17 protein-coding genes are annotated in these 20457 nt (G+C 54.9%); 6 read left to right on the forward strand and 11 right to left on the reverse strand.

Annotated elements, in window-relative coordinates:
* Nucleotides 1–53: 53 nt before the first annotated feature.
* Nucleotides 54–854 (reverse strand): glucosamine-6-phosphate deaminase, encoded by an 801-nt coding sequence (nagB, locus tag HBA26_RS02260; protein WP_028012356.1) that lies wholly within the window; start codon nt 852–854, stop codon nt 54–56.
* A 328-nt stretch (nt 855–1182) separates the two neighbouring features.
* Between nagB and nagE the strand changes: the two genes are divergently transcribed.
* From nagE to chiQ, 4 genes are all read left to right on the forward strand, one after another.
* Nucleotides 1183–3135 (forward strand): PTS N-acetyl glucosamine transporter subunit IIABC, encoded by a 1953-nt coding sequence (nagE, locus tag HBA26_RS02265; protein WP_028012357.1) that lies wholly within the window; start codon nt 1183–1185, stop codon nt 3133–3135.
* A gap of 155 nt (nt 3136–3290) precedes the next feature.
* Nucleotides 3291–4958 carry a glutamine--tRNA ligase gene (glnS, locus tag HBA26_RS02270; protein ID WP_126345033.1) on the forward strand — a complete coding sequence of 556 codons (1668 nt, stop codon included), beginning with the start codon at nt 3291–3293 and terminating at the stop codon, nt 4956–4958.
* A 447-nt stretch (nt 4959–5405) separates the two neighbouring features.
* Nucleotides 5406–6803: a chitoporin gene (gene chiP, locus HBA26_RS02275; protein ID WP_028012359.1), complete on the forward strand. Its 1398-nt coding sequence runs from the start codon at nt 5406–5408 to the stop codon at nt 6801–6803.
* A 47-nt stretch (nt 6804–6850) separates the two neighbouring features.
* Nucleotides 6851–7177, forward strand: coding sequence for a ChiQ/YbfN family lipoprotein (chiQ, locus tag HBA26_RS02280; protein WP_028012360.1), 327 nt, complete (start codon nt 6851–6853; stop codon nt 7175–7177).
* Nucleotides 7178–7269: 92 nt separating this feature from the next.
* Here chiQ and fur read toward each other — a convergent pair whose 3' ends face one another.
* The 4 genes from fur to ybfF form a co-directional block, all read right to left on the reverse strand.
* Nucleotides 7270–7716, reverse strand: a complete 447-nt coding sequence (fur, locus tag HBA26_RS02285; protein WP_028012361.1) for a ferric iron uptake transcriptional regulator — start codon at nt 7714–7716, stop codon at nt 7270–7272.
* A 288-nt stretch (nt 7717–8004) separates the two neighbouring features.
* Complete coding sequence (fldA, locus tag HBA26_RS02290) at nt 8005–8535, reverse strand: flavodoxin FldA (protein WP_008501067.1); 531 nt, start codon at nt 8533–8535, stop codon at nt 8005–8007.
* 155 nt (nt 8536–8690) lie between these two features.
* The gene (gene ybfE / locus HBA26_RS02295; protein WP_014883017.1) at nt 8691–8978 is read right to left on the reverse strand and encodes a LexA regulated protein; all 288 of its coding nucleotides are present in this window, start codon (nt 8976–8978) and stop codon (nt 8691–8693) included.
* Nucleotides 8979–9106: 128 nt separating this feature from the next.
* On the reverse strand, nt 9107–9880 hold the full coding sequence (gene ybfF / locus HBA26_RS02300; RefSeq protein WP_059355280.1) for an esterase: 774 nt from the start codon (nt 9878–9880) through the stop codon (nt 9107–9109).
* Between the two features lie 183 nt (nt 9881–10063).
* On the opposite strand from ybfF, the gene seqA reads away from it, so the two are divergent.
* The gene (seqA, locus tag HBA26_RS02305) at nt 10064–10612 is read left to right on the forward strand and encodes a replication initiation negative regulator SeqA (RefSeq protein WP_028012363.1); all 549 of its coding nucleotides are present in this window, start codon (nt 10064–10066) and stop codon (nt 10610–10612) included.
* A 24-nt stretch (nt 10613–10636) separates the two neighbouring features.
* On the forward strand, nt 10637–12277 hold the full coding sequence (gene pgm / locus HBA26_RS02310; RefSeq protein WP_028012364.1) for a phosphoglucomutase (alpha-D-glucose-1,6-bisphosphate-dependent): 1641 nt from the start codon (nt 10637–10639) through the stop codon (nt 12275–12277).
* 90 nt (nt 12278–12367) lie between these two features.
* On the opposite strand, the gene potE is transcribed toward pgm, so the two are convergent.
* The 6 genes from potE to kdpC all read right to left on the reverse strand — a co-directional run bounded on the left by potE (nt 12368) and on the right by kdpC (nt 20451).
* Nucleotides 12368–13681 carry a putrescine-ornithine antiporter gene (gene potE, locus HBA26_RS02315; RefSeq protein ID WP_045630860.1) on the reverse strand — a complete coding sequence of 438 codons (1314 nt, stop codon included), beginning with the start codon at nt 13679–13681 and terminating at the stop codon, nt 12368–12370.
* Nucleotides 13678–15876 carry an ornithine decarboxylase SpeF gene (gene speF, locus HBA26_RS02320; protein WP_126345032.1) on the reverse strand — a complete coding sequence of 733 codons (2199 nt, stop codon included), beginning with the start codon at nt 15874–15876 and terminating at the stop codon, nt 13678–13680. Before speF ends, potE begins: the two co-directional genes overlap by 4 nt.
* 254 nt (nt 15877–16130) lie before the next feature.
* Entirely contained in the window at nt 16131–16235 is a 105-nt protein-coding gene (speFL, locus tag HBA26_RS02325) for a leader peptide SpeFL (RefSeq protein WP_003858645.1), read from the reverse strand.
* Nucleotides 16236–16513: 278 nt separating this feature from the next.
* Entirely contained in the window at nt 16514–17191 is a 678-nt protein-coding gene (gene kdpE, locus HBA26_RS02330) for a two-component system response regulator KdpE (protein WP_008501074.1), read from the reverse strand.
* Complete coding sequence (kdpD, locus tag HBA26_RS02335; RefSeq protein ID WP_126345031.1) at nt 17188–19875, reverse strand: two-component system sensor histidine kinase KdpD; 2688 nt, start codon at nt 19873–19875, stop codon at nt 17188–17190. Before kdpD ends, kdpE begins: the two co-directional genes overlap by 4 nt.
* A complete protein-coding gene (gene kdpC, locus HBA26_RS02340) occupies nt 19876–20451 on the reverse strand; it encodes a potassium-transporting ATPase subunit KdpC (protein ID WP_045261086.1) in 576 nt (191 codons plus the stop codon). It lies immediately after the preceding gene.
* Nucleotides 20452–20457: the final 6 nt, after the last annotated feature.

Raw genomic sequence — 20457 nt, forward strand, 5'->3', positions numbered from 1 at the left:
CGATCCCCGGTTAAAAAAAGCGACCGCCTCTGACAGAAGAGGCGGTTATTCAATTACAGACCTTTGATGTTCTCAGCTTCTAACTCGTTGAAGTATTTCAGCGTTTTCACCTTCAGCTCCATCGTGGACGGTTCGTCGCAGACGATGACTGATTTTGGATGCAGCTGCAGGCAGCTGATGGTCCACATGTGGTTAACGTTGCCTTCAACGGCTGCCTGGAGCGCCTGCGCTTTCACGCCGCCCAGTACCAGAATCATCACCTCTTCGGCATCCAGCAGGGTGCCTACGCCAACGGTCAGGGCGTATTTTGGAACCTGGTTCACATCACCGTCAAAGAAGCGGGAGTTTGCCACGCGGGTGTCATGGGTCAGCGTTTTAATACGGGTACGGGAAGCCAGAGAAGAAGCTGGTTCGTTGAACGCGATATGACCATCGTTGCCCACGCCACCCATGAACAGGTGGATTTTACCGTAAGAACGGATTTTTTCTTCGTACTGACGGCATTCTGCGTCAATATCAGGCGCATTTCCATTCAGCAGGTTAATATTTTCAGCTGGGATATCAACGTGATCAAAGAAATTGCGGTGCATGAAGCTATGGTAGCTTTCAGGATGCTCCTTTGGCAGGCCGACATATTCGTCCATGTTGAAGGTCACAACGTGTTTAAAGCTAACCTGGCCCGCTTTATGCATTTCAACCAGCGCTTTGTACGCGGTCAGTGGGGTACCACCCGTTGGAAGGCCAAGAACGAAGGGACGATCGGCAGTAGGCTTGAAGGCATTAATACGGTTAACGATATGGCGAGCGGCCCATTTACCGACTTGTTCAGCAGTTGCCAGGGGAATCAGTCTCATTGTTCACCTCAAAGTTTAAGTAGAAGAGTGGGCGGATGGGTATCGGAACCTGATGCTTAAGCGTAACCTGGAACCTTTCAGGCCGGATCAATCCGTCTTGATTTTTTGAATGATAAAATAAGTTTTGGCTGTTAGCCAGTGAAAGGGAGGAGGGAATACGATATTTGGTGACAATAATCACAAAAAATAGGTGTTTAATTTGCGATACGAATTAATTTTTCACACACTCAGACTGCCAGTGAATCATCAACTGTATCTATCGTTCGTGACACAATAAAAACATAGTTTATGCGCGAGTCTTAATAATGGGTCTCGTAGGGGGAATAGGATGAATATTTTAGGTTTTTTCCAGCGCCTCGGTAGGGCTTTGCAGCTCCCTATCGCCGTGCTACCGGTTGCAGCGTTGCTGCTGCGATTCGGGCAACCCGATCTTCTTAACGTGCCGTTTATTGCCCAGGCAGGCGGCGCCATTTTTGACAACCTTGCGCTGATCTTCGCCATCGGCGTGGCGTCAAGCTGGTCAAAAGACAGCGCCGGTGCTGCGGCACTGGCAGGGGCGGTAGGTTACTTCATCCTCACGAAAGCGATGGTAACCATCAACCCGGAAATCAACATGGGTGTACTGGCGGGTATCATTACCGGTCTGGTCGGTGGTGCCGTGTACAACCGCTGGGCGGGTATCAAACTGCCTGACTTCCTGAGCTTCTTCGGCGGTAAACGTTTTGTGCCAATTGCGACGGGCTTTTTCTGTCTGATCCTGGCAGCTATCTTTGGCTACGTCTGGCCGCCGGTGCAGCATGCTATCCATGCGGGCGGCGAGTGGATTGTTTCAGCGGGTGCAGTGGGCTCAGGTATCTTTGGTTTTATCAACCGTCTGCTGATCCCAACCGGTCTGCATCAGGTGCTGAACACCATCGCCTGGTTCCAGATTGGTGAGTTCACCAATGCTGCGGGCACCGTATTCCACGGCGACATCAACCGCTTCTATGCGGGTGACGGCACCGCGGGTATGTTCATGTCTGGCTTCTTCCCAATCATGATGTTTGGTCTGCCGGGCGCTGCACTGGCAATGTACCTGGCTGCGCCAAAAGCGCGTCGCCCAATGGTTGGCGGCATGCTGCTGTCCGTTGCGATTACCGCGTTCCTGACCGGTGTAACCGAGCCGCTGGAATTCCTGTTCATGTTCCTGGCGCCGGTGCTGTACCTCATGCATGCGGTCCTGACCGGTATCAGCCTGTTTGTGGCGACCCTGCTGGGCATCCATGCTGGCTTCTCCTTCTCTGCAGGCGCGATCGACTACGTGTTGATGTACAACCTGCCGGCGGCAAGCAAAAACGTCTGGATGCTGGTGGTAATGGGTCTGGTCTTCTTCGTCATCTACTTCGTGCTGTTCACTGCGGTTATTCGTATGTTTAACCTCAAAACACCAGGCCGCGAAGATACCAAAGACGAAGTGGTCACCAACGAAGCCAACAGCAATACCGAAGAGGGTCTGACTCAGCTGGCGACCAGCTATATCGCTGCCGTCGGTGGGACTGACAACCTGAAAGCGATTGACGCCTGTATCACCCGTCTGCGTCTGACGGTGGGTGACTCGGCGCGCGTAAGCGACGCAATGTGTAAACGCCTTGGTGCATCGGGCGTGGTTAAACTGAACAAACAAACTATCCAGGTTATCGTAGGCGCCAAAGCGGAATCCATTGGCGACGAAATGAAGAAAGTGGTTGCCCGTGGCCCGGTCGCGGCGGCATCAGCCGATAGCGCACCTGCGTCGACGGCTGCGCCAGTTGCTAAGCCGCAGGCCGTGCCGAACGCCGTGACGGTGGCCGCGCTGGTCTCTCCGGTAACGGGTGACGTGGTTGACCTTGAGCAGGTGCCTGACGAAGCGTTCGCCAGCAAAGCGGTCGGTGACGGCGTGGCGGTGAAACCAACGGACAAAACCGTTGTGTCTCCGGCGGCAGGCACCATCGTGAAAATCTTCAACACCAACCATGCGTTCTGCCTCGAAACCGAAAAAGGCGCGGAGATCGTTGTCCATATGGGGATCGATACCGTAGCGCTGAACGGTCAGGGCTTTACTCGCCTGGTGGAAGAGGGGGCCGAAGTGGTGGCAGGTCAGCCGATTCTGGAAATGGATCTGGACTTCCTGAACGCCAACGCGCGCTCGATGATTAGTCCGGTCGTGTGCAGCAACATCGACGACTTTAGCGGTCTGGTACTCCAGGCTAAAGGTCAGGTGGTTGCGGGTCAGACACCGCTGTATGAGATTAAAGGCAAGTAATCGCTCCTGAGTAGAGTCATGCCTTAAGCGGCGGGGGATATCCTCCGCCGCTTTTTTTATGGGTAACGTTTTTTCCGTGACATAAAGGTTGTCTCTTCGTCCGGCTTATAAGATCATATGTCGTTATACGTTGTTTACGCTTTGAGGAATCCACGATGAGTGAGGCAGAAGCCCGCCCGAGTAACTTTATTCGTCAGATCATCGATGAAGATCTGGCCAGTGGTAAGCACACCACGGTACATACGCGTTTCCCGCCGGAGCCGAACGGCTACCTGCACATTGGTCACGCGAAATCGATCTGCCTGAACTTTGGCATTGCGCAAGACTACCAGGGGCAGTGCAACCTGCGTTTCGATGACACCAACCCAGTAAAAGAAGACATCGAATACGTTGAGTCCATTAAAAACGACGTGCAATGGCTGGGCTTCAACTGGTCTGGCGATGTCTGCTACTCCTCTGACTATTTTGATCAGCTGTATGCCTACGCGGTGGAGCTGATCAACAAAGGTCTGGCCTACGTTGATGAGCTGTCTGCGGACGAAATCCGCGAGTATCGCGGTACGCTGACTGCACCAGGCAAAAACAGCCCGTTCCGCGATCGCAGCGTGGAAGAGAACCTGGCGCTGTTTGAAAAAATGCGTGCCGGTGGCTTCGAAGAAGGTAAAGCGTGCCTGCGTGCCAAAATCGATATGGCGTCGCCGTTTATCGTGATGCGCGATCCGGTGCTGTACCGCATTAAGTTCGCAGAACACCACCAGACCGGCAACAAGTGGTGCATCTACCCGATGTACGACTTCACCCACTGCATCAGCGATGCGCTGGAAGGCATCACCCACTCGCTGTGTACGCTGGAGTTCCAGGATAACCGTCGTCTGTACGACTGGGTGCTGGATAACATCACCATTCCTGTGCATCCGCGTCAGTACGAGTTCTCTCGTCTGAATCTGGAATACACCGTGATGTCCAAGCGTAAGCTGAACCTGCTGGTGACCGACAAGCACGTTGAAGGCTGGGACGACCCGCGCATGCCGACCATCTCCGGCCTGCGTCGTCGTGGTTACACTGCCGCTTCTATTCGTGAGTTCTGCAAACGTATCGGCGTGACCAAGCAGGACAACACCATTGAAATGGCGTCTCTGGAATCCTGCATTCGTGAAGATCTTAACGAAAACGCCCCGCGCGCGATGGCTGTTATCGATCCGGTGAAACTGGTGATTGAAAATTACCCGCAGGGTGGAAGCGAGCTGGTCTCTATGCCTAACCATCCGAATAAACCGGAAATGGGAAGCCGCGACGTGCCGTTCAGCGGTGAGATCTGGATCGACCGTGCTGACTTCCGTGAAGAAGCCAATAAGCAGTACAAGCGTCTGGTGTTGGGTAAAGAAGTTCGTCTGCGTAACGCCTACGTCATCAAAGCCGAGCGCGTAGAGAAAGATGCTGAAGGTAACATTACCACCATCTTCTGTTCGTACGATGCTGAGACGCTGAGCAAAGATCCGGCAGACGGCCGCAAGGTGAAAGGCGTGATCCACTGGGTGAGCGCTTCCCACGCGCTGCCGGTAGAAATTCGTCTGTACGATCGTCTGTTTAGCGTACCTAACCCGGGTGCGGCGGAAGACTTCCTGGCGACCATCAATCCGGAATCTTTGGTGATCAAGCAAGGTTATGCGGAGCCATCGCTGAAAGCCGCTGAAGCGGGCAAAGCGTTCCAGTTCGAGCGTGAAGGTTACTTCTGCCTGGACAGCCGTTATAGCACGGCAGAAAAACAGGTATTTAACCGTACCGTAGGTCTGCGTGATACCTGGACCAAGATCGGCGAATAATAACGCTTCACTGGTCAATGAGAAACAAACGCCGCTTATAGCGGCGTTTTTTTATTTAATGATCATATCGTTAAAGTAGGCCCATAATTAGGCCAGCTAAAATTTTTGGTCAATGCGGTGCTACTTATTTTTCTAAAGAAAGTTTGTCTGTTTCATAAAAAAGAGAATTAAGACAAATACGGGTTTTATTACGATCTAATACGCCGAAATTACCTGCTCTACCCCCGCCACACCTCGCATCCGGCCAAATGTTACAAAGCACTACCAATTATGTGCACTTCGTCATAATCCTGACTTTTGCCAGCTGAAAAGCATTGATAATTCGCGTCGCGAAAAATAACCTAAAGACGGTAGTTAATTCGAGGGTATTTATAACTACCCCTGGCCTTTTGGTCTTTTATATTTTCGCCGTTTAAGGCGGTTTAATTCGTCAAAGAGGAATAATCTATGCGTACGTTCAGTGGCAAACGTAGTGCGCTGGCGCTGGCTATTGCCGGTGTGACAGCAATGTCGGGCCTGGTGGTGACACCAGAGGCAAAAGCAGCAGGTTTCATCGAAGATTCTACCCTCACTGGCGGTATTTATTACTGGCAGCGTGAACGTGACCGTAAAGATGTCACAGAAGATAAATACAAAACCAACCTCTCTCACTCCACCTGGAACGCCAACCTGGACTTCCAGTCAGGCTACGCCGCCGATATGTTCGGTCTGGATATTGCCGCGTTTACGGCGATTGAAATGGCTGAAAATGGCGACAGCGGCCACCCGAACGAAATTGCCTTCTCCTCCAGTAATAAAGCCTATGACGAAGACTGGTCGGGGGATAAAAGCGGTATCAGCCTTTATAAGGCCGCAGCGAAATTCAAATACGGCCCGGTATGGGCGCGTGGGGGCTATATTCAGCCAACCGGCCAGACGCTGTTAGCGCCGCACTGGAGCTTTATGCCTGGTACCTATCAGGGGGCAGAAGCCGGGGCTAACTTTGACTACGGTGATGCAGGTGCGTTGAGCTTCTCCTATATGTGGACCAACGAGTACAAAGCGCCGTGGCACATTGAGATGGACAAGTTCTACCAGAACGATAAGAAAACCAAAGTCGATTACCTCCACTCGCTGGGCGCGAAGTACGATTTCAAAAACGATCTGGTTCTGGAAGCTGCATTTGGTCAGGCGGAAGGCTATATCGATCAGTATTTTGCTAAAGCCAGCTACAAATTTGATATCGCCGGTAGTCCGCTGAGCACCAGCTACCAGTTCTACGGTACGCGCGATAAGGTCAGCGATGGCAGCGTAAATGACATTTATAACGGTACCGCGTGGCTGCAGGCGTTAACCTTCGGCTATAAGGTCGGTCAGGTTGATTTGCGTCTGGAAGGCACATGGGTGAAGGCGGAAGGGCAGCAGGGCTACTTCCTGCAGCGTATGACGCCGACCTATGCCTCATCCAACGGTCGTCTGGATATCTGGTGGGATAACCGCTCAGACTTCAACGCCGACGGCGAGAAAGCGGTCTTCTTCGGCGCCATGTATGACCTGAAAAACTGGAACCTGCCGGGCTGGGCGGTGGGCGCTTCTTACGCTTACGCCTGGGATGCAAAACCAGCAGACATGGCGACGCCGGATGCGTACTACGATCCAAACTATCGCCTGAAAGAGTCCTCCTACAGCCTGGATGCTATCTACACCCTGCAGGATGGCCGCGCGAAAGGCACGATGTTCAAGCTGCACTTTACGCAGTATGACAATCACTCCGATATCCCAAGCTATGCGGGCGGTTACGGCAACATCTTCCAGGATGAACGTGACGTCAAATTCATGGTTATCGCCCCATTCACCATCTTCTGATGAGCACACCGGCGGGCTGAGTCCCGCCGGTCTGGAGACTGCATATGATGAAAAAAATCGTAATCGTCGCGCTGATGGCATCAGGGCTGGTGGCGTGTGTTCAGACTCAGGCACCGAAAGAGGACGCCCGTCTGAAGGAGGCGTATAGCGCCTGTATTAATACCGCGGAAGGATCGCCTGAGAAAATTGAAGCCTGCCAGAGCGTGCTAAATGTGCTAAAGAAAGAGAAAGCGCATGAGGCGTTCGCGACGCAGGAGAATGTTCGCGTGATGGATTATCAGGCCTGCATCCAGGCACGTAAAACCGGTAACGATCAGGAAGTGGCGAAGCGTTGCGATAAAATCTGGAACGAGATACGCAATAACAACAAATAAGTTGCTCTACGCCCGGTGGCACTTTGCTGACCGGGCTTTTTTCAGGCAAAAAAAAGCCAACCTTACGGCTGGCTCAGAGTATGAACGCTAACTTATTTTGTGTCGTGAGCGTGTTCATTCTCGCGGCAATCCCCTTCAGCGCAGTGACCGTAAAGGTACAGGCTGTGGTTGGTCAGGCGAATGCCATGACGAGCTGCGATTTCACGCTGACGCGCTTCGATGGAATCATCGCTAAATTCAATGACCTTGCCGCAATCGAGGCAGATCAGGTGATCGTGGTGATGCTGCTGGGTCAGTTCGAATACAGATTTACCGCCTTCGAAATTATGACGGGTAACAATGCCCGCGTCATCAAACTGGTTCAGCACGCGATATACGGTGGCCAGCCCAATCTCTTCACCCATGTCGATAAGACGTTTATAAAGGTCTTCCGCACTGACATGGTGATTGTCTGGACCCTGAAGCACTTCCAGGATTTTTAACCGAGGAAGCGTTACTTTCAGGCCAGCCTTCTTTAATGCGGTATTGTTGTCAGTCATGCGGAATCTGTCCTGTTGCTAAACGATTCACTTCTCTGGGAAGTGACAGAAAATGCACCTGGGATAATGCGTCTCATTATAGAACTGCCATGCCTAAATGAAAACTGCAAGTCTCAGGCAAAGTATGCTTATAAAAACGTGGTATCACCTACAAACTTGCTCAAAGGAAACCACATTTTGCCAGGGAGACATTGTACAGGTCTGGGCGAAAAAGTTAAAAGTTTGTAGCAATTAATTTAATCGGTTTTACCTGGAAAAGGGGCGCAACCCGCGTTGCGCCGTAAAAAATCAGGCGTTGAGAATATCGTCCAGATGCAGTTCTTCGCGGATCTGCTTAACCCACTTCTCTACACGCTCTGCGGTCAGTTCTGGCTGACGGTCTTCGTCAATGGCAAGTCCGACAAAATGATCGTCATCGGCCAGGCCTTTAGAGGCTTCGAAGTGGTAACCGGCAGTCGGCCAGTGGCCCACAATAACCGCGCCATTAGGCTCAATGATGTCGCGAATCGTCCCCAGCGCATCACAGAAGTACTCGGCGTAATCTTCCTGATCGCCACAACCGAACAGGGCAACCAGCTTGCCGTTGAAGTCCACCTCTTCCAGCGTCGGGAAGAAATCGTCCCAGTCGCACTGGGCTTCACCATAGTACCAGGTTGGAATACCCAGCAGCAGAATGTCATAGCCCTCGAGATCTTCTTTGCTGCTCTTGGCGATGTCATGCACATCAGCAACGTCTTTACCGAGCTGTTTCTGAATGTTTTTTGCGATATTTTCGGTATTGCCGGTATCACTGCCGAAGAAAATGCCGATGATTGCCATGAGTAAAATAACCTCTTGAAACTTAATGGTATGGTGGCGCAATTCGGCCACGGATAAGGGCAATAATAGCAGAACTGGCAACCCTGCGGAAACCGCTATCGCGCAGGACTGCACTCTGTGCTACATGAAAAGGGCGATAAAGGGGTTTTTCAGACTTATGCCTGGCTGCGCAGCGTCTCAAGTTGGGCGATGAGCATCTCTTCAATAAGCTCGCTGCGGCTGATATTACGCGCCTCTGCCAGCTCGTTAAGCGCATCGACCGCGTCGGCGTTGAGCTTCAGTTCGACACGCTTAAGCCCACGATTTTTATCGCGTTTAAGCTGATTGCGTTTATTGATACGCAGCTGTTCATCGCGCGAAAGCGGATTCGTTTTCGGTCGTCCCGGTCGACGCTCATTCGCGAACAGATCTAGTGTCGTACGGTCCGTTTGTTCTTTGGCCATGATTATGAGACTTCGGGGGAAACACGCCGCCCTGCTAAAGCCCGGGCGATAAGCGCGCCATCATACATCACCAAAAACGGCACGCCAACGACTGGAAGCCCGTCATCTTCCAGTCGCTCTCTTTTTAATCAATTTGCAGTATCAGCGAGATAGCGGCGAATGGCGCGCAGTACAGCATCCGGTTTTTCCGCATGCACCCAGTGTCCGGCACCGGCAATGACGTGGGCGCGCGCCTGCGGGAATTGTGCCAGCAGCGTGTCGCGGTACGCGTCGGTAATATAAGGAGAGTTACCGCCGCGAATAAAGAGGGCAGGATGCGGCCAGGCGGGAACGGTTTCCCAGCCCACGATGTGGTTGTACTGGTCCCACAGCACCGGCACGTTAAAACGCCACTGCCCGTCAACAAACGACTTCAAAAGGAACTGCACCACGCCTTCTTCATCAAGATGCTCACGCATAACCGCTGCAGCCTGCTGACGAGTGGAAACGCCAGCTTCGGTTACGGCATTGATCGCCGCGAAAATCTCATCGTGACGGCGAACGTCGTAATCCACAGGCGCAACGTCAATCACCACAAGCCCGGAAATTCGTTCTGGCGCCAGCGCGGTGAGCGCCATAACCGCTTTACCGCCCATTGAATGCCCGATGAGGGTCACCTTCTGCAGGTTGTGCGCGTCCAGCGTATCCAGCAGATCCTGCGCCATTGCCGCATAGGTCATCTCGTCTGAGCGGCCGGAAAGCCCGTGGTTGCGCATATCGACCTGCAAAATATCGTGATCGGTAACCAAATCACGGGCCAGCACGCCCAGGTTATCCAGGCTGCCAAAAAGTCCATGAACCAGCACGATGGGGGAATTATTGTTCGGCGATTGTGCAGTTTGCGCTCGGGTATTCAATTTCATGGCAAAGTTCTTTTTTTACGTATGTCAGGTTAGGGTATCATGTTGACCATTCTGCCGCCCGGCTGCAAGGTTCCAGTTTAATCTGACTTTTGCCGCCAACCTGGTTTGACGCTATCCGCTGTTGGGATTTGACCTTATAATCCCAATGACTTGTATTCAGATAAGATATCGCACTGGATTAAGATGAAAACAATCGAAGTTGATGACGAACTCTATCAGTATATTGCCAGCCAGACGCGGCATATCGGGGAGAGCGCGTCCGACATTTTACGGCGCATGCTTAAAATTTCCGCCGCTTCACAGCCTGCCACCCCAGTTACCAAAGATGTCGTGTCTCAGCCGAGCGTTGCTGCACAAGCAAAACCTGCCGTGACGCCGGTAAAAGATAAAGTGCGCGCGATGCGCGAACTGCTGCTCTCCGACGAATATGCGGAGCAGAAAAAGGCGGTTAACCGTTTTATGCTGGTGCTGTCTACACTTTACTCCCTGGATAACAAAGCGTTTGCTGAAGCGACCGAGTCGCTGCACGGCCGTACCCGCGTCTATTTCGCGGGCGACGAGCAGACGCTGCTGCAAAATGGCAATCAAACCAAACCTAAACATGTCCCTGGCACTCCGTACTGGGTGATCACCAATACCAATACGGGCCGCAAGTGCAGCATGATTGAACACATCATGCAGTCCATGCAGTTCCCGGCGGAATTGATTGAAAAGGTTTGCGGTACAATTTAACCCTTGCATCATAAGGACCCGGTAATGGCAAATCACAGCCGTGCAGGCCAACCTGCACAACAAAGCGATTTGATTAACGTCGCTCAGCTGACCGCGCAGTATTACGTGCTGAAACCGGTCGTGGGCAACGCAGAACACGCAGTGAAGTTTGGTACATCTGGTCACCGCGGCAGCGCGGCGCGCCACAGCTTTAACGAACCGCACATTCTGGCCATTGCTCAGGCCATTGCGGAAGAGCGCGCTAAAAACGGCGTTACCGGTCCGTGCTACGTGGGCAAAGATACCCATGCGCTGTCTGAACCGGCGTTTATTTCCGTGCTGGAAGTGCTGGCGGCGAACGGTGTGGACGTGATTGTTCAGGAGAATAATGGGTTTACTCCAACACCAGCGGTATCAAACGCGATCCTTGTGCACAACAAAAAAGGTGGCGCGCAGGCTGACGGTATCGTCATCACGCCATCCCACAACCCGCCGGAAGACGGTGGTATCAAATACAACCCGCCTAACGGCGGCCCGGCTGACACTAACGTCACCAAAGTGGTGGAAGATCGTGCAAACGCGCTGCTGGCCGACGGTCTGAAAGGCGTTAAACGTATTTCTCTTGATGAGGCGATGGCCTCCGGCCACGTGAAAGAGCAGGATCTGGTTCAGCCGTTTGTGGAAGGGCTGGCGGATATCGTCGATATGGCGGCGATTCAGAAAGCCGGCCTGAAGCTGGGCGTGGATCCGCTGGGCGGCTCCGGTATTGAGTACTGGAAGCGCATCGCCGAGCACTACAAGCTGGATCTGACCATCGTGAACGATCACGTCGATCAGACCTTCCGCTTTATGCACCTGGACAAAGACGGCGCGATCCGTATGGACTGCTCCTCCGAATGCGCGATGGCGGGCCTGCTGGCGCTGCGCGATAAATTCGACCTGGCGTTTGCTAACGACCCGGACTATGACCGTCACGGCATCGTCACCCCTGCCGGGCTGATGAATCCGAACCACTATCTGGCTGTTGCAATCAACTACCTGTTCCAGCACCGTCCGCAGTGGGGCAAAGAGGTGGCTGTCGGTAAAACGCTGGTCTCTTCTGCGATGATCGACCGCGTGGTGGACGCGCTGGGCCGCAAGCTGGTGGAAGTGCCGGTAGGCTTCAAGTGGTTCGTTGACGGTCTGCACGACGGCAGCTTTGGCTTCGGCGGCGAAGAGAGCGCAGGCGCGTCCTTCCTGCGTTTCGACGGCACCCCGTGGTCAACCGATAAAGACGGCATCATCATGTGCCTGCTGGCGGCGGAGATTACCGCGGTCACCGGTAAAAACCCGCAGGAACACTACAACGAGCTGGCTGCACGCTTTGGTGCACCAAGCTATAACCGTATTCAGGCTGGCGCGACCTCTGCCCAGAAAGCGGCTCTGTCCAAACTCTCTCCGGAGATGGTCAGCGCAAGCACCCTGGCAGGCGATCCGATCACCGCGCGTCTGACGGCGGCACCGGGTAACGGTGCGTCTATCGGCGGCCTGAAAGTGATGACCGAAAATGGCTGGTTCGCCGCGCGTCCGTCCGGTACGGAAGATGCGTACAAGATCTATTGCGAAAGCTTCCTCGGCGCTGAGCATCGCCAGCAGATTGAGAAAGAAGCGGTAGAGATTGTCAGCGAAGTGCTGAAAAACGCATAACTGCGGTTTGTGTGCCGGGCGGCACTGCGTTTGCCCGGCCTACAACAGCGATCGTAGGCCCGGTAAGCGTTAGCGCCACCGGGCTTTTTTTTAGCTGTGTTTGTTCTTCAATTCAAATCTCGGCGACACCAGACCGTACAGCGTCCAGCCCATAAAGGTCACTATCGCCCCGTACAGCATCGCTTCCTGGCCGGACGAGTAGAGCGCATAGAAACTGTATATCGCCCCAACCAGCGCCACGATATTCGCTACTCGCGCTTTGTGCGGATCCACCTTCGCCACCTTCTGAATGATCGCCAGCGCCGCCATCGACAGAATATACGGGATGATGTTCGTCACCACCGCCAGGTTGACCAGCACGTTGAACTGGCTGTTCAGCGACGGGCTGATGGTCATTAGCGATAATCCGCTCTGGAAGATGACAATTGCCAGCATCCCCTGCACCGGCGCATCGGCTTTGGTCACGCGGGAGAAGATTTTCGGGAAATAGCCTTCATCTGCCGAAGATTTAAAAACCTGTGCAATGGTGAACTGCCAGCCAAGCAGCGATCCGCAGCAGGACATCACCATCAACCCCATGATCACTTTCCCGACTTCCGGGGTGAACATCTGCGCAAAGGCCAGTCCGAACGGTGCCGTGGAGTTAGCCAGATCCATGTTTGGCACGATCCCCGCTATCACGTTGGTTGAAACGATATAGATCACCGCCGCGCCCAGCGTCCCGCCGAGAACCGCAATCGGCACGTTCTTCTCCGGGTTTTCCACCACTTCCGCATTTGCGCAGGCGGATTCCAGGCCCAGGAAAGCCCAGAGCGTCATGGCGATAGACGAGCCCACGGCGGTGAAGAACGGCACATGGTGCGGGTTCCAGGAGTTGGCGTACAGCGTCGGGCTAAACCAGAACCAGCCGATGATGCACAGACCGACCACCGGGATGATCACGCCCCAGACGGTGATGCTGCTGAGTTGTCCGGTGATGCGCGCGCCGCCAAAGTTAGCGACGGTACAGATCCACAGCACGCCGATGGTCGCCAGCCCAATTTGCACCGGGCTGAGCGTCGCGCCAAACAGCTCCGTACCGTAGCCCACGGCGGAGATGGCAATCGCCACGTTGGCGATCAGCAGCGATACCCCATAGGTATAGTTCGCCATAAAGTTGCCGGACTTGCCGAAGGCGTACTCGGCATAGCCGCCCATGCCGCCTGACTTGCGGCTGAACATCCCGCACTTGGCAAACGCCCACGCCAGCGCCATCGATCCGACAGCCGTCACCAGCCAGGAGATGATAGAGATGGTCCCCACCTCGGCAAGCTTGGTGGGCAGCATAATAATCCCGGAGCCCATCATGTTAACCATGGTGAGGATAGTCAGCTGCACCACGCCCATCTTATTGGACTTGCTCATAATTTTTCTCCTTTCAGCAGCGATGGCTGAGCAGCGGATTGTTTGATGACGTAGCAGCGAACCTGTTTACGACCCTCACACTCCTCGACGTACACGCCCTGCAGCTCCGGCGCGAAGCCCGGCAGCAGGTTGATGCCTTCTTCCAGCGCGGCAAAGTAGCGCAGCACGGAACCGCCCCAGACTTCCCCTGGAACCACGCACAGTACCCCCGGTGGGTAAGGGAGAGCGCCTTCGGCGGCGATGCGGCCTTCCGCGTCGCGCAGGGAGACCAGTTCGACCTCACCGCGCAGGTAGGCGTAGTTCGCCTCTTGCGGGTTCATCATCACGCGCGGGAAGTGAGACTTGCGGAACATCTCTTTTTGCAGCTGCTTCACGTTGTGACGGGCGTACAGGTCGTGCATCTCCTGGCAGATCTGGCGCAGGGTGTAACCCGCGTAACGTTCCGGATGCTGTTTGTAGAGGGAGGGCAGGACGTCTTTCAGCGGCACATCGCTCTCAAGCAGTTTTTCGAAGCGCACCAGCTGGGCGACCAGCTGCTGCAGCTTGCCCATGTCCTCCGCAGGGGTGAGCAGGAACAGGATCGAGTTGAGATCGCATTTTTCCGGCACGATGCCGTTTTCACGCAGGAAGTTGGCGAGAATGGTGGCAGGCACACCGAAGTCGTCATACTCCCCGGTGCGGGCGTTAATGCCCGGCGTGGTCAGCAGCAGCTTGCACGGGTCGATAAAATACTGATGCTCAGCGTAGCCTTCAAAAGCGTGCCAGCGTTCACCCGGTACGAAATGGAAGAAGCGCAGATCGGTTGCAATCTCTGCCGTGTCCCAGCTTTCCCACGCGCGGCCATCCACCGTCTCGGGCACAAATGGACGAATAAATCGGCAGTTCTCCAGGATCAGCTTGCGCGCCTCAATGCCCGTCACCACGCAGTCCATCCACATGTTGCGGCCGCTTTGCCCCTCATGCATGCGGGCGTTAATGTCCAGCGCGGCAAACAGCGGATAAAACGGGCTGGTGGAGGCGTGCATCATAAAGGCATTGTTGAGCCGCTTATGTGGGACATAGCGCTGCTGGCCTTTGATGTGGCTGTCCTTCTTGTGAATTTGCGAGGTCTGCGAGAAGCCAGCCTGCTGTTTATGCACGGACTGGGTGACCAGAATCCCCGGATCGTTTTCGTTCAGCTCCAGCAGCAGCGGCGAGCAGTCGGCCATCATCGGAATAAACTGCTCGTAACCCACCCAGGCCGAGTCAAACAGGATGTAGTCGCACAGGTGCCCAATCTTATCCACCACCTGACGGGCGTTGTAGATGGTGCCATCGTAGGTGCCCAGCTGGATCACCGCCAGGCGGAACGGACGCGCATCGCGTGCACGGCCAGGCGCCACCTCTGCCACCCGTTCACGCAGGTAGCTCTCCTCAAAGCAGTGCGCGTCAATGCCGCCGATAAAGCCGTACGGGTTGCGCGCGGTTTCCAGATAGACCGGCGTTGCCCCAGCCTGAAGGAGGGCACCGTGGTGGTTAGACTTGTGGTTATTACGGTCAAACAGCACCAGGTCGCCCGGAGTGAGCAGGGCGTTAAGCACCACTTTGTTGGACGACGAGGTGCCATTCAGCACGAAGTAGGTCTTATCGGCGTTAAAGACTTTTGCCGCATGCTGCTGGGCAATGCACGGTGCGCCTTCGTGGATCAGCAGATCCCCCATCGCCACGTCGGCGTTGCACAGATCGGAGCGGAATAACGTCTCGCCAAAGAAATCGACAAACTGATTGCCGGCAGGATGACGGCGGAAAAACTGCCCGCCCTGATGCCCCGGGCAGTCAAACGCGCTGTTGCCCTGCTTCACGTAGTCGACAAGGGCGCGGAAAAACGGCGGGCGCAGCTGGGTTTCATACTTCTGCGCGGCCGCTTCCAGCTGGCGTCCATAAAAGTCTTTGCTGGTGTCTGAATGCTCAAATACGCTGTGAATGCGCGATAAATAATCTGCCGGGATGATCTCTTCTTTGTGCGTCGCCACAAATACGGGAATGCCAAAACCGGTAGCTTCTATTTCTTCCAGGATACCGCTGGCAATATCCGTGACCGCCAGAACAATGGCGGCAACATCAATATAATCAGAAGCGCGGACATCCACCACTTCACGCTGGGTAGTAAAGCAGTCCGGACATGCACGGCTGGCTGCGATTTTTAAATTTTTCATCTTTCTCTCTTTATTTTAGGTAATAAGCGTCCCTCGATTTCTTGCAAGAAAGAAATCGATAATTTTCCGGAAAAAAAGCAATGGGTAGCCGCTGATTAAAATCAGTGAATTGCTTTTTTGATGATTGAAATTCAGTCCGCCCGGTGCGGATGAGTCTGAATCAAGATGAATGAGCGCACGAGTTCACAGGCAATTGCCTGTAAGTTAAGGTTTTTCAGGATAACCTGTAAGCGAGTGCGCCAGAAGTCGAAGGACTACCGGGCATTAAAGAGATGAAAGTCAAAGCAGTTTCGGTGGGCAAACATCATAATATGTGTTGTCCGCCTTATATGGGGCATTAAGCGATTGTTGTTTTCCATGTTTCATTTTCCTTTCAGTAATTGAAAGCATGGTCATTTTATCCAGGCAAAGGCGATTAACCGTGAAGCAGATCACCATTAACCGATCATTTCAGAAATAATTAGTCGCTTTTGATGAATAATGCAGATCAAAATTCTGAATTGTTAGTGTCACGTTAATAGATTGTGTTGTGAATGTTTGATGCGAGCGTAAATAATCAAAAAAATAACGGTTGGGATATTTATGAAATATTTTCTGAGAGGTTTCGTTTTTATTTAAAAATAAATTGAATAGTTATTCAAAGCATAAACCGATAACCGATACCGGTTTCAGTTAATAAATGACGGGGGCGCGCGGGGTCAACTTCAAGTTTCTGGCGAAGATGTCCCATATATATGCGTAAATAGTGACTATGCTCCACCGCGTTGGGTCCCCACACCTGACTTAACAGCTGGCGCTGGGTAAGAACCTTGCCGTGATTATTAAGCAGCACGGCGAGCAGGCGAAACTCGATTGGCGTGAGATGGATTTCTTCTTCACCGCGCACAATACGCCGCGCGGCCAGATCAACCCGGATATCCCCAAACGTGTAGGTTGGGTCAGCAGGCGTGGTTGCGCTGTGGCGGCGCAGGGCCACGCGCAGGCGAGCCTGTAGCTCGCCGATACCAAAAGGTTTTATCAGATAGTCGTCCGCCCCGGCATCCAGCGCGGCGATTTTATCCGTCTCTTCAGTACGGGCGGAGAGCACCAGAATCGGCATCTGGCTCCACTGACGTACCTCGCGGATAAAATCGATGCCGTCACCGTCCGGCAGGCCAAGATCGAGGATTACCAGGTCCGGCTTGCGGGTTGCGGCTTCAATTAACCCCCGCTGAAGCGTACCCGCATCATGAACGCGCAGACCATCGCCTTCCAGCGCTGCGCGCAGAAACCGGCTAATGGCGATCTCATCTTCAACAATCAGAACGTTGATCACAAATCCTCTGGTAATTCATTCAGTTCCGGCGGGGTTTCCAGAGGAAGTGTAACACAAAAACGCGCGCCGCCTTCCGGACGATTCTCCGCGAAAATGGTTCCGCCATGAACATCAATTATTGCCTGACAAATCGCCAGCCCCAGCCCCACGCCCGGGATGGCAGACTCCTTATTGCCGCGTGCGAATTTTTCGAAAATAGCCATCTCCTGTCCGGCAGGAATGCCCGGCCCGGTATCCCAGACGTCAAGACGAAGCGTGTCGTCGTCCACCGTCGCATCCACACCAATCCGGGCGCTGGGACCCGCATATTTGCCGGCGTTTTCCAGCAGATTAATTAACACTCGTTCAAACAGCGGACCGTCGACGTGAATTAACGTCAGGGGCTCGGGCATGTTCAGCGCAATATGCCGCCCACCGAGGCCGGGTTCGAGCATTTTCAGCGCGCTGCCCACCACCTCTTCAAGCGTAAGCCACTCTTTTTTGAGGTTAAAACCGCCCGACTGGATACGCGCCATATCGAGCAGGTTATTCACCAGGCGCGTGGTATTGAGCACGTGCTGACGGATTTCGCTGGCCTGCATGGCGTGTTTTGAACCTTCCGCTGCCAGGTCCAGCGTCAGGATTTCCGACTGGCCAAACAGGACGGTAAGAGGTGTGCGCAGGTCGTGTGATAGCGCCGCCAGCAGCGAGTTACGAATGCTTTCGCGCTCGCTTGCCAGCCGGGCCTGCTCTTCGCTGGCGGTGAGGGCCAGCCGTTCCAGCGCGCTGGCAACCAGCAGCGTAAAGGTCTCCAGCAGTCGCTGTTGTTCGGGGATCATCAGCTGGCGCAGATTAGTGGGCTCCACGATAACCAGCCCCAGGTTTTTATCGGCGCTGCGAAGGGGCAGAATTTGATAGGGCACGCCGGGCAGGGTGTCGGTCCCTGCACCCGCCGGTAGCCCTTTATCAAAGCTCCAGCGGGCGATGGCTTCGTCCCAGGGCGTCATGCCCGAGGCCGACGTCAGCGGGCGCAGCTTGCCGTGCTCGTCCGGGAGTAAAATCAGGTTGCTGGCATGAAAGGTCGAGCGAATAAACTGCTCGCTGGTCTGCACAATATCTAGCGGCGTGCGGCCTACCGCCAGCGATTTCGACATCTCATAAAGATGCCGCGTGCGCTGTTCGCGATAGCGGGCGATACGCGCCTGGTAGCGCACGCCAGCCGTTAAGTTCCCGATCACCAGCCCGACGGTAAGCATCACGGCGAAGGTGAGGATGTACTGTACGTCCGAGACGGCGAGCGTCCCGCGGGGGGCAATAAAGAACAGATCGAAGCTGATGACGTTAATAACCGTCGCCAGTACCGACGGCCAGCGTCCGTAAAAGAGCGCCACCACTACCACGCCCAGCAGGTAGATCATCACCAGGTTGGCCGCGTCGAAGGCAATCAGCCATTTGCTGGCGATTATAGTGATCAGGGCGCAGAGCACGACGGCGACAAGGCAGCCGCGGAGCTGAATGCGCCATTTATCGCTGAAGGCCCGGCTGTCCGGCGCGCGGCTGGGGAGGGGAGCAGGTTTATCATCCAGCGCCACGATCACCAGGTCCAGATCCGGCGCGCGGCGGGCCAGCTTGTCGGCAAAGGATTCGCGGCTAAACCAGCGGCGATGCTGGCGGCGGCCAATGACAATTTTCCCCAGGTTATGCTCCCGCGCGTAGCGCAGAATGGCTTTATCTTCCTGCGGATCGGAAAGGGTAGCGGTTTCGGCACCCAGCTCCTGCGCCAGGCGCAGCGAGCTCAGGATCGCGCGGCGCTGGTTTTCGGGCAGAGCGTGCAGCTGCGGCGTTTCGACATACACCGCATGCCAGACGCTGCCAAATTTGGCCGCCAGGCGCGCAGCGGTGCGGACCAGTTTTTCATTGCCGCTGCCGTGGCCCACGCACAGCAGAATAGCATCCCGCGTGTGCCAGACGCGCTCCTGTCCTTGCAGGTCACGCCAGGCGCGCATCTGATCGTCAACGCGGTCGGCAGTGCGACGCAGGGCCAGCTCGCGCAGGGCAATCAGGTTACCTTTGCGGAAGAAATGTTCGATGGCGCGCTCGGCCTGGCCGGCAATATAAACCTTGCCTTCGTGCAGGCGCTGGCGCAAATCGTCAGGAGGCAGGTCAACCAGCACCACCTCATCGGCAGAATCAAAGAACGGGTCGGGCACCGTCTCGCGCACCTGAATGCCGGTCACGCCGCTGACTACGTCGTTCAGGCTTTCAAGATGCTGAACGTTAACCGTTGTGAACACATCAATGCCGGCCTCGAGCAGCTCTTCAACATCCTGCCAGCGTTTGGGATGGCGTGAGCCTGGCGCATTGCTGTGCGCCAGTTCGTCCATCAGGATAAGGGCGGGACGGCGGGCGAGGGCGGCATCAATATCAAACTCCGTAACTAAACGACCACGGTGGCTGATGCGGCGGGGCGGCTGGGTAGCCAGCCCCTTCAGCAGCGACGCCGTCTCTTTGCGTCCGTGGGTTTCGACCACGCCGATCAGAATATCGAGCCCCTGCGCCCGAAGCCGCTGGGCTTCCGTCAGCATGGCGAAGGTTTTCCCGACGCCCGCGCAGGCGCCAAAGAAAATTTTCAGTTTGCCGCGATGGGCTTCAGCCGTCTGTTCAAGCAGCCTGTCCGGATCCGGGCGCATGGGCTCGTCGGTCATTTAGTTTTTCCTTAGCGCGTCCAGCGCCAGATTCAGCTCAACAATATTTACCACGGGCATGCCGATGAAGCTGACCAGCGGCTTTTGCGTGTGCTCTGCCACCAGCTTGCTCACCTGTTCGACGGTCAACTGACGGGCGGCGGCGACGCGCGGGATCTGCCAGGCCACCGCTGCCGGCGTCAGGCTGTAGTCCAGCCCGCTGGCCGAGGCGGTCACCAGCTCTACGGGCACCTCGCGGCTGGCCTGAGGATTGGCGGCACGCAGGGTTGCCACGCGTTCAGCGACGGCTTTGTCCAGCTCCGGGTTGCTGCCCGCCAGGTTACTGCCGCCGGATGCCATCGGATTATACGGGCTTTCGGCAGTGGCGGAAGGGCGTCCCTGGAAGTAGCGAGCATCCGTAAAGTTCTGACCAATCAGGCGTGAACCGCGGTTTTCGCCGTTTTGTATAATCAGCGAGCCGTTGGCCTGATCCTTAAACCACCACTGGCCCAGCGCGGTGGTTACCAGCGGGTACAGCCCGCCGGTAATGAGAGACAGCAGAATAAACAAAAGTATAGCGGGGCGTAACATCGTCATTTGATT

The sequence above is a fragment of the Enterobacter sp. 725m/11 genome (genome assembly GCF_011683705.1).
GTDB lineage: Bacteria > Pseudomonadota > Gammaproteobacteria > Enterobacterales > Enterobacteriaceae > Enterobacter > Enterobacter bugandensis.